We start from the raw sequence: 9067 nt of genomic DNA on the forward strand, positions 1-9067 counted from the left end.
TCATTATTTCTAAATCTATTTTGAAAAATCCCTTATTATTTCTTGAGCTATACGCTTTCCATCCACTATATAGAAATATTCTGTTGGAAACATTAACTGAGGAACATCCGCAATAGTATAATTTTCGATTTGGAAGCATAGCAAAAGTATTGAACTTTTTAGCTTTCTTAATTCATAAAGAACCGTCCAAGTGATTCTGTTCCGTTCAGCAGCATTAAGAAGTGTTTTTTTATCCAAGGCTAAAGTTGTTATGTAAGCATAAATAGAAGCCATGTCAGCACTAACTTTTGCTATCTGTTTATTTACTAAAGCAACAACCGCTATTCCTTGCGGATTCTTTTTTGCAGCTTCCAAACAAGCCCCACAACATTTTACTATCTCGGCAGTCAAAGAAGCTGCTTCTTTTATCTCATAAGCATTTTTTATAGCAGCACTAACATTTGACAGATAGTTATACATATCTTTTTCATACTTTCTTATTTGTGCTGTATTAGCAGCAATCGTAGTTTGGAGAGCTGCAATTTTATTTTGCTTATCCTTTATTCCATCAAGACTTTTTTTCTTAGCTGCATCACCAGCAGCCACAGTACCAGATAAAACCGGATCTATAAATTGCGCATGAGATCCAATGCTTACAAAAAACATTAAACTAACGATTAGATATTTCATATATGTTTTTCTTTTGTTTATTAAACTCAACTCTTTCTCTTATAATTTCTGATATATTATTGCTATCATCAATTCCTCTTATAGTCAATTGGGGATTTGTTTTATCCGAAGATAAAAGAATTATTCTCTTTACTCCAAAGATTCTTTCCACAAACGTCTGTTCTTCAATATAATCATTTATCCTATAAAGCTCTATATAATTTTTGCTACGTGAAAAAATTCCTGATTTGATTTCAAGAGTTTCAGCAGTAAGAACCCATGATAAAGAATTTAAATATAAATAATCATAGAACCCTTTAATGTAAGTAAAGCCCATAATAACCAAACTTATCCACCTAATTACAGGAATATCACTTCCAAGCAATATCAAAGCTAAAATAAACAGAATAATAGAACCTACATTATTAGCAATCCAATAATTGGAATTTGGCTTTATCGTTATATTCATCTTGAAAGATTATTTTTTTTTTCATAAGCACTGTGCAAGTCCTCTATTGGTAAGTTTCTGGTTAAAACTTCATTCCAATCTTTTAAGCCATTAGGAGCTTTTCTTATCGTCAAATCTGGATGCTGACGATAACCAGACAATTTGAAAAATTCATTTAATGACACCTTATCTTCTGGTAATTCAAATATTCCCTTATTCCCTACATCTATTTTAATATCACCATTTTCACGATTTATAGAAGTCTTCATGTCCAAATTATTAATAATACCATAAGCCCTAATGTCATACATACGACCATTTAAATCATTATCAAAGCATAACACCTTTTTTGCATTAGGGTATTGATTTATGACCTGCTTAAATTGTTCATCTGAAAAACTCCCCCCAACCGATACAAAAGCACAATCTTCCAATCGAACTTTTACATTATGTATTTGTTGAAAAGCCATTGCGTCATAAGCTCCTTCAAAAATGAAAACATATTTAGGCTGTCTTACCTCCGAGAAATCCGCACACCAAAACGCAGAAGTACTGTTCGTTCCTTCTGCTTTTCCCCTATAACCGGAAAAACCTCGAAGTTCAAAACCTACAACATTTCCTGAAGAATCACAATAGGGAAAAGCAAGATTCCGATATTTATTCTTACTGTCTCTATCTACAACCAGTTCCAAAAAGTTGGAAAACCTTTTAACGGTTTCTGCATCAATACCTCTTTTTTTAAAGAAGCACATCATATAGCCTATATTATTTTTTTCCCTATCGTATCTATTTATATCAAATTTCTTAGGATTGATTATTTTTGAAAAATAACTTGAAGAAGCCATTAATCTATCAATACTAAAAGGCTGTCCTGCATATCGATTTAAGACTGCATTAATTGCATCGATCTCATTTCTTGCCGTTCTGCTTTCAGGGAAAGAAGATAGGTTTTCTTTTACAAATGATATAACATCACCTTTAGAATAACTTCCGCGTCTCCAATACCCCTGTATAGATGGATTATTGGGATTTTTTATATAAATCCTATCGGTCTCTTCTTTCCCTCCCGACATCAAGACAAAGGATGGCTGACTATTTCCTTTGGATTTATCAAGGACATAGCCTAAATCCATAGCTACTTGCATAATGCTTACCCTGTCTTTAAGTTCCTTGAAAGATAACTGATTATTCATCTTTTTTGTCCTTTAGATTGTTCTTCCTCTATTCCAAACAATAATGTTGCTGCCAAATCTTTTAATTGGGCAACCTTTTCTTTTATTGCCATAGACGCAGCAGACAAAGGACTTCCCCCAGCCTTTACCGCCATATCAATTTGATAATAATGTTCTTTCAAATTATATTTATCCAAAAATGTATCTCTTTCTAACTTATCTCCATTCCTTCCATAAATATCATCAATACCCTGCTTTCCTCTCAATGATATGTATCTTAGTTTATCTTCATCAGGACTATTAGGCTTCGGAATATCTGTAAATGTTCTATCTGATTTAAACTCTTTGAAGCCTGCTATCTTTACTCCTGTCGGTTCGTTCAAATCAAGTCTGCAATAGGTTTGAACACCCTCTATTTCTATATTTACATTCTTTCCATTTTTAAGAGATTGCATCTGAGCTGGAGTTAAATCAACTCCCTCTATTTTTTTAGGAATGTATATATCATTGACATTAACCCTATTTATTTTACCAGTTTCCTTATCCACATACATAAACTGCTTCACATCCTTTCCATTTTCTCTCTGCATAGCCATTACGGTAAACCCTTGTTTCAAAGCCTCTTTTTGACTAAAAGATAATTGATGTTGGTCTATCATCTTATTAAGCAGCCCTGTCTGGTTCAAAACAACCTGTATAGCCAAAGCCCCTATTGGTCCAGCCACTATTCCAAGAGCCAACAGTGTAGCAACTTTCTTCGCTCTCAAAGGAACAAAAAGCTTCCTTTCGTCTTCCGCTTTTTGAAAAAATTTTATATTCTCAGCTTCAAGCTTAAGCCTGTTCTCGGCTGTGTTATCAATTTCAAACCCTTCTGAAATAAAAAGTTTTCCTTTGACTTTTATATTCTCTCCCTGTTCTTCAAAATCAATGCCTTTATCCTCCAGCAGTTTTTTCAAAGATTCATCATTCTTGAAATTTAATGTAAATCCTTTCCCTGTTGTTTCCGCTATATCAACTCCATCTTTTAAAAACTTATCGACTTCTTCATCAGAAAATCCTAAATCCCGGAGCGCAGAAGTAATCCTTTCGTTTTTCTCTTCTTCTGACAATACAGGTATATCATAACCGTTAGCCTCCAGAACATCTTTAACCTTGTTGGATAACTCAACCCTCATAGATTTAGCTTGTTCTATCTCTTTCATGGTAGTTGCATGATTATCCGCATACTGCGCTTTTAATTCGCATTTTTCAATAATTTCTGCATCCTTTAAAACTCCTGCTTTATCCAGCACATCTTTCAAATTAGAGAATGAAACATCCCCTTTATGCAAAACTACCTGTATCAACTTCTTTGCATCTTCTCTGTCAATCTTAGCGTCCATTATATTATCGTTTTATTTGGTTATCTCTATTATTCAATAAGTCTATTTCATTTTTAAAGACTTCTGCTGCAATACTTTTTAAATCTCTTTTTCCTGAAAGATATTCTTCATACAATTTTGTCGGAATCTTTTCTGACATTTGCGGATTACCATTAATATTACATCTTATTAGTGGCTTATTATCCTTGTCGGTCATAACTTGAATCTTATCTATCTTGACTTTAACAGTACCAAGTACAGACAGCCTTTTCTTCCCAAGCAATTCTCTTAATTCCAATTTCTCATCCGATATGATAGAACCATGCAACCTTTTATTGAAGAAATCAAGTTTGTTTTGAGGAACCATAATAACAATAGATGTATCAGTAGAAAATTTCCATGATTTTTCACCAGTTTTCATTCCGAAAATATCTCCAAGATATATCATACTGTTATCATACACAGATAGGTTTATATCATTTTCATTTTGCTCATTGACCTTTATAACAACTTCACCAATATTCTCTTTCAGATTTGCCTCAATGATGGAGACAACATCCTTTTCTTTCCCTATCATTGCCTCAATACTTGATGTCTTATCTAATATCATTTGCGAGGCTTTGTTTACATCACCAAGAACAGAGAATAAGAAATCGGGCTTTTCTTTTATTGTCTGAAGCCAAGATTTGAGATAGGCAGCATTTTCTTCCCGAATTGTAGAAGAGATCCCCAAAGAACTTGAAACAATAGCTGCCGATAATTCAGCAACAAGTTCTTCCCTCCCATAATCATAACTTCCGAAAATAGCAGGTTTTAATCTGTCTAATCGTGATTTATGCCCTGTGGAATGTGCCATCTCATGGAATAATGTAGCATAAAAACTCTCTCCGTCTTTAAACTGTCTCTTTAAGGGAACAACTATTTTTTCTTCTGATGAAGAATAATAAGCCCTATCCTGCTCTTTGGGTAGAATTGGAACAAACCACAGATTATCTTTTATCATTGTATCGATAACTGGATAGGATAACAGACCTTTTTCATCTTTCGACTTCGAGCCATTCAAATAGAATTTATTCATCAACTTATTGTAAAGCTCAGGAGCTTGTTCTTTGATGTTGGTTTGCTCAACATTAAACACGTTAAAAGGCTTCATATAAGGTATTACCTTATAATTCTTCTTATCCTCATCTGATAAAGCGATATAATCATTATAATCAATCTTCTTATCCGTTTCTTTATGAATCACCAATTTGTTCCAAAAAACAACAGGAAAAGCTTTAGCCCCTTTATTTATCCTAAATCCCAAATCATTTGCTTGCTTCCATGTCATAAAGACAGGCAACGGATATTTTTCTTTCTCGCATAAAAGATATAAAGCCAAAGAATTTATTCCGTTATATGTTCCTCCATTTATGTTTTGTGGAATCCCAGAAAAACTATTTGTAACCCACGGCTTTTTCCAGTCGGCAGATATGGCTTCTATCTTCTGAATCATCAGCTCGGTAAAAGCCTTGTTAGCAATCTCGTTAATCTTCATCAGGCATATTCACTTTTTGCTTTTGCATAAATTCTTTTTCTAAAAAATCAAGATACAGGGAAGCAGATTCATTATTATCTTTCAAATTTTCTTTCAAAAGCCACTCTTCATATTCATCTTCCGTATATCTTACAAATTCGCTCAAAGTAATTGTACCCCTTTGAAGTTCTTGTACAAAATCTTCGTATGTTTTCATATCTTATAAAATTAAGTTTTTCTTTTGTAAGTTTGTTCTTCCATATATTTTTGATATTGCCAACCGTTTTCAGATACAAGCCAATATCCAGTAACATTAGGACTAATTCTATCCCACTCTATAGCTCTTTCCTTAATCCACTCTGCTTTTGTCCTTTCTTCTACCAAAAGAAGATTTAAAGGCTTTATAAGGTCTATTGTGATAACAAATGATTTATCACCTTTATTAAGTTGTAAAATATCTCCCTGCTTTATAATTTCGATTTCGTCCACAGGCAAAGATTTACCTGAAAATATAGATGGTATAAACATTTGATTTACAGGAATGGAAACAAGAGTATTAATTTCCGGATCAAGTTGTATATAAGACATTACTTTCTTTCCACCATCCATTATCATAGATTTAATAATCCTCCCCTCTCTTAATAATCTTATCTCATCTTCTGTAAATGTGTCTTGATAAGGAAATTTTTTATTTACAGGAAAGAGTTTAAGCTGCACCTTTTCATCTTTTCTATGAAAAGCAAACTTTCCTTTCAAAATATGAGATTCGCCATCTACCAATATTTTAAACTCCATAACTGGAGATAATCGCCCTAATAGAATCCTATTAAGTATATCAATAGGTAAGTTAAAAAAGTTCTCTTTTGTTATACCTATTTCGGAGAGTTCTTCAAAAGGAATTTCATCTTCCTTAAAAATCATCTTATATAACATATAATGAATATTATTACTATATTTGCAGCAAATATAAGCATTTTATTCTTTATACGTATATGAAAACTGTACTCATTATTATTTTTACCTGTCTAATTTCAAGTAATTGTGCCTATTGCCAATTCTACACAGTGTCAAAAAAGAAAAATTACATCGAAATCCAGTCAACAAATACAGCTAATAGAAAAGAAAATCAATCCACCCCTACAATCCCAAGCAACAACAGGGAAAACAACACTTCCTGTAAAACAGCACAAAAAGATTCCACTTATGCATCAAAACCTAAAATAAATCTTCTTTCTTTGCCATTAGATAGTATATATATCACTTCTAAATTTGGGAAAAGAACAGATCCTTTCTCTAAGAAAAAAAAGATTCATCATGGGATAGATCTTAGAACACATTCTTCAGAAGTATATTCAATCATGCCGGGAAAAATAAAGAAGATAGGATATGAAAAAAAAGGATTAGGAAACTATATAAAAATTTCTCATGGTGAGTTTGAAGTAACATACGGACATCTTCACACAGTCCTTGGGGAAGAAGGGGATTTTATAGAAGCTGGAGAAAGAGTGGGAATATCCGGGAATACAGGAAAAAGTACTGGAGAGCATTTGCATCTTGCTATTAAATTCAAAGGAAAATACGTAGATCCGTTTCCAATACTAAACTACCTAAAAGGAGCATTATAGACTGCCCCTTTTTAATAATGATAATAATAAATAATCGGTTTTGTATTACAACACAAACCAAGAACCACCCAAGCAATAAAAATCACAGCTAAAAATTCTATAAGAAATATAGACACAATAATCCCTGTGATTCCTCCAGCAAATAGAACAGCTGATTTTATTTTATGTCCCAGTAACCAACAACCGATTATGAGCTTTATATAAGTCTTTATACCCTTATATAACAAATATAAAAATCCAAGGAGCAACAGAAAAAACACCATTAAAAATAATATATCCATAGTTACCCGATTTTTTTGGAAAATAATTAGTTATCCGATTTATTCTCTTTTACCATTTCTCTTGAATATCACTTAAAACTTCCATATATACTTGTTCTCAATAGCAAATATATATTTATACAAGTATATATACAAATAAATATATTCTTAACATCCTGCAAAAAAAACAATAGGGAAAACAACCAGTACTGAACACAGTTCTTTTCCCTATCGTTACAGACACCTTTTCATCTTCCAGTTCCCGGCTGATGGCTTCCTGAAGAACATCATAAAGACACCATTCACTCCAGAGCTGCACAATCCTGGAACGATGAAAAGACACCAGTCATTGTTTTTATTTCATGTAATCCAAAATCGCTTCGATATGCTTTTTTGCCTCTTCCATCTTTTTGATGGAATTATTTAATTTGGATTTCATAATTACATCTATCGAAGTCTTGTCAAAAAGCAGGGAGATATTTTCTTCCTCTATCAAATCGAATTTCTCTCCAAACAAATTATCTATTGATATATAATGAGAATAAAAATCAAGGAACTGCATTAGCTTTCTACCGCTCACATCCCTACCTTGTTCCATCCGACTAACAGTAATTTGAGTTATTCCTAACTTTTCAGCTACATCTTTTTGCGTGAGTTTCATATAGGTTCTCACTTCTTTAATTCTACGCCCAAATTCTATCAATCTGTCTTCGTTTTCCATTATTTATAATTGTTTTCATAAGATTGTTTCGCACATTTGCTTAACCTCTTCATTGATTCTTCTAAAATTTTCTGTCAAGATTTTATCTTTTTCATCTCCAAAATTATAGAATTTCGGCAATTCTACATAAGCTTTTTGTTCTTTTTTAATAGATTCCATATCAAAATTAGTTTTGGCAAAGAACTTTGTCGTCTGAAATTCTTCCGACTTACTTATATCAAGTTTCCCATTCGAGCCTGTTTTAGTTGCCACAAAATCCCTCGCAGTCTGTCCGCATAAAAATCCTGCTGGCATATCAGCTATCTTTGAAGCAGGAATAAGATTATCCATCTGTTCATTGTAAGATATTGTTGTTGAACCCTTATTGATACTTACTCCCTCCTTAATCTGCTTTACTTTTCCAAATATATCATTAGACAACCATTCAAGAGTTTCCTTACCTCTGGCTGACGCACAAGCTACATTAGCACAAACTGTAAGTATTTTCTGCATCCCTACTTTGCCATAATCTGCTTCGAGTTGCGCAAGTTCCTGAAATCCCAAAGTAACAGCAACCTTATTACTTCGTGCTGTACCGATTAATCGGTCTATCTTATGGAAATACAAAGTCGGTAACTCGTCCACAACAATGTTTACAGGAATATTTTTACCCTCTCCGGAGTTTACCCTTGTTATCAGCCTATTCAATATAAGTGCATTTAAAGAACCTGTTATACTCTCCATTTCCGGATCATTCGCTATAAGCAAATAAGACGGATTTTGAGGGTCAGATACTTTCAGGTCGAAATCATCACCAGAGAACACCCAATAAGCCTCTTTCGTTGCCAATCTCGAAGCATATACTCTTAATGTTCCTGCCATACCTTCCAACTGATCCATTGCCTTATTCTTTAATGCAGTTTTAAAGGGAGCTAATAAAGGATAGATCTCTTCATCTGTCATTAAGACCTCAAATATGGTAGTGTATTCATGATTCAAAAAAGCCAAGACATGAGGCATATCCGAATACTTACCATCTTGATAACGAACAAAAAAATAGATAATAGCAGCTAAAAAGTTTTCGGCAGCAGTCTTGAAAAAGTCATCAGAGCCTCCACCGCCAGATTCACTTTTACCTTTTTGTAATGATTCTATCAATGTAGCAGCAGTTTCAGACGCAGCCCCCATCGTCGCAATATATTTTTTTTGTATTGGATTTACTCTTCTCGAATATTCCACATCAGTAAAATTGATAATATGAAACTTACAATTTTTAGGAGTTCTCCCTGCCTGTTTATTATAATTGTAATGATAAAACAACATTCTTGCCAAAGTAG

At 33.2% G+C, this 9067-nt stretch carries 11 protein-coding genes; 1 reads left to right on the forward strand and 10 read right to left on the reverse strand.

The genetic code is table 11. The features are described 5' to 3' along the window. Nucleotides 1-15: 15 nt before the first annotated feature. From WKT20_RS13245 to WKT20_RS13275, 7 genes are read right to left on the reverse strand one after another with little or no spacing between them, the layout of a single operon-like run. On the reverse strand, nt 16-669 hold the full coding sequence (locus WKT20_RS13245) for a hypothetical protein (protein ID WP_138273552.1): 654 nt from the start codon (nt 667-669) through the stop codon (nt 16-18). Then, nucleotides 650-1117: a PH domain-containing protein gene (locus tag WKT20_RS13250; RefSeq protein WP_138273553.1), complete on the reverse strand. Its 468-nt coding sequence runs from the start codon at nt 1115-1117 to the stop codon at nt 650-652. The genes WKT20_RS13245 and WKT20_RS13250 overlap by 20 nt, the downstream gene beginning before the upstream one ends. Further along, complete coding sequence (locus WKT20_RS13255; protein ID WP_138273554.1) at nt 1114-2289, reverse strand: toprim domain-containing protein; 1176 nt, start codon at nt 2287-2289, stop codon at nt 1114-1116. Before WKT20_RS13255 ends, WKT20_RS13250 begins: the two co-directional genes overlap by 4 nt. Further along, nucleotides 2286-3650, reverse strand: coding sequence for a DUF3945 domain-containing protein (locus WKT20_RS13260; RefSeq protein WP_138273555.1), 1365 nt, complete (start codon nt 3648-3650; stop codon nt 2286-2288). Before WKT20_RS13260 ends, WKT20_RS13255 begins: the two co-directional genes overlap by 4 nt. Nucleotides 3651-3654: 4 nt before the next feature. After that, on the reverse strand, nt 3655-5166 hold the full coding sequence (locus tag WKT20_RS13265; RefSeq protein WP_138273557.1) for an ArdC family protein: 1512 nt from the start codon (nt 5164-5166) through the stop codon (nt 3655-3657). After that, entirely contained in the window at nt 5156-5362 is a 207-nt protein-coding gene (locus WKT20_RS13270; protein WP_138273558.1) for a hypothetical protein, read from the reverse strand. The genes WKT20_RS13265 and WKT20_RS13270 overlap by 11 nt, the downstream gene beginning before the upstream one ends. An 11-nt stretch (nt 5363-5373) precedes the next feature. Beyond that, complete coding sequence (locus tag WKT20_RS13275; protein ID WP_138273559.1) at nt 5374-6078, reverse strand: DUF4099 domain-containing protein; 705 nt, start codon at nt 6076-6078, stop codon at nt 5374-5376. Nucleotides 6079-6137: 59 nt separating this feature from the next. On the opposite strand from WKT20_RS13275, the gene WKT20_RS13280 reads away from it, so the two are divergent. Beyond that, a complete protein-coding gene (locus WKT20_RS13280; RefSeq protein ID WP_138273561.1) occupies nt 6138-6770 on the forward strand; it encodes a M23 family metallopeptidase in 633 nt (210 codons plus the stop codon). 11 nt (nt 6771-6781) lie between these two features. Here WKT20_RS13280 and WKT20_RS13285 read toward each other — a convergent pair whose 3' ends face one another. The 3 genes from WKT20_RS13285 to WKT20_RS13295 form a co-directional block, all read right to left on the reverse strand. Further along, nucleotides 6782-7051 (reverse strand): hypothetical protein, encoded by a 270-nt coding sequence (locus WKT20_RS13285; RefSeq protein WP_138273562.1) that lies wholly within the window; start codon nt 7049-7051, stop codon nt 6782-6784. Nucleotides 7052-7385: 334 nt separating this feature from the next. After that, a complete protein-coding gene (locus WKT20_RS13290; RefSeq protein WP_138273563.1) occupies nt 7386-7751 on the reverse strand; it encodes a helix-turn-helix domain-containing protein in 366 nt (121 codons plus the stop codon). A gap of 15 nt (nt 7752-7766) precedes the next feature. Beyond that, the coding region (locus WKT20_RS13295) for a type IV secretory system conjugative DNA transfer family protein (RefSeq protein ID WP_340417498.1) at nt 7767-9067 on the reverse strand (1301 nt) is incomplete at its 5' end.

The organism is Phocaeicola sp. ICN-14070 (assembly GCF_037892625.1).
Taxonomy (GTDB): Bacteria; Bacteroidota; Bacteroidia; order Bacteroidales; family Bacteroidaceae; genus Phocaeicola; species Phocaeicola plebeius.

Excerpts from the sequence above, each read along its gene's own strand:
- WKT20_RS13270 (WP_138273558.1), bottom strand. The coding sequence starts at position 5,362 with ATGAAAACATACGAAGATTTTGTACAAGAACTTCAAAGGGGTACAATT.
- WKT20_RS13260 (WP_138273555.1), bottom strand. The coding sequence starts at position 3,650 with ATGGACGCTAAGATTGACAGAGAAGATGCAAAGAAGTTGATACAGGTA.
- WKT20_RS13280 (WP_138273561.1), top strand. The coding sequence starts at position 6,138 with ATGAAAACTGTACTCATTATTATTTTTACCTGTCTAATTTCAAGTAAT.
- WKT20_RS13250 (WP_138273553.1), bottom strand. The coding sequence starts at position 1,117 with ATGAATATAACGATAAAGCCAAATTCCAATTATTGGATTGCTAATAAT.
- WKT20_RS13275 (WP_138273559.1), bottom strand. The coding sequence starts at position 6,078 with ATGTTATATAAGATGATTTTTAAGGAAGATGAAATTCCTTTTGAAGAA.
- WKT20_RS13290 (WP_138273563.1), bottom strand. The coding sequence starts at position 7,751 with ATGGAAAACGAAGACAGATTGATAGAATTTGGGCGTAGAATTAAAGAA.
- WKT20_RS13255 (WP_138273554.1), bottom strand. The coding sequence starts at position 2,289 with ATGAATAATCAGTTATCTTTCAAGGAACTTAAAGACAGGGTAAGCATT.
- WKT20_RS13285 (WP_138273562.1), bottom strand. The coding sequence starts at position 7,051 with ATGGATATATTATTTTTAATGGTGTTTTTTCTGTTGCTCCTTGGATTT.
- WKT20_RS13245 (WP_138273552.1), bottom strand. The coding sequence starts at position 669 with ATGAAATATCTAATCGTTAGTTTAATGTTTTTTGTAAGCATTGGATCT.
- WKT20_RS13265 (WP_138273557.1), bottom strand. The coding sequence starts at position 5,166 with ATGAAGATTAACGAGATTGCTAACAAGGCTTTTACCGAGCTGATGATT.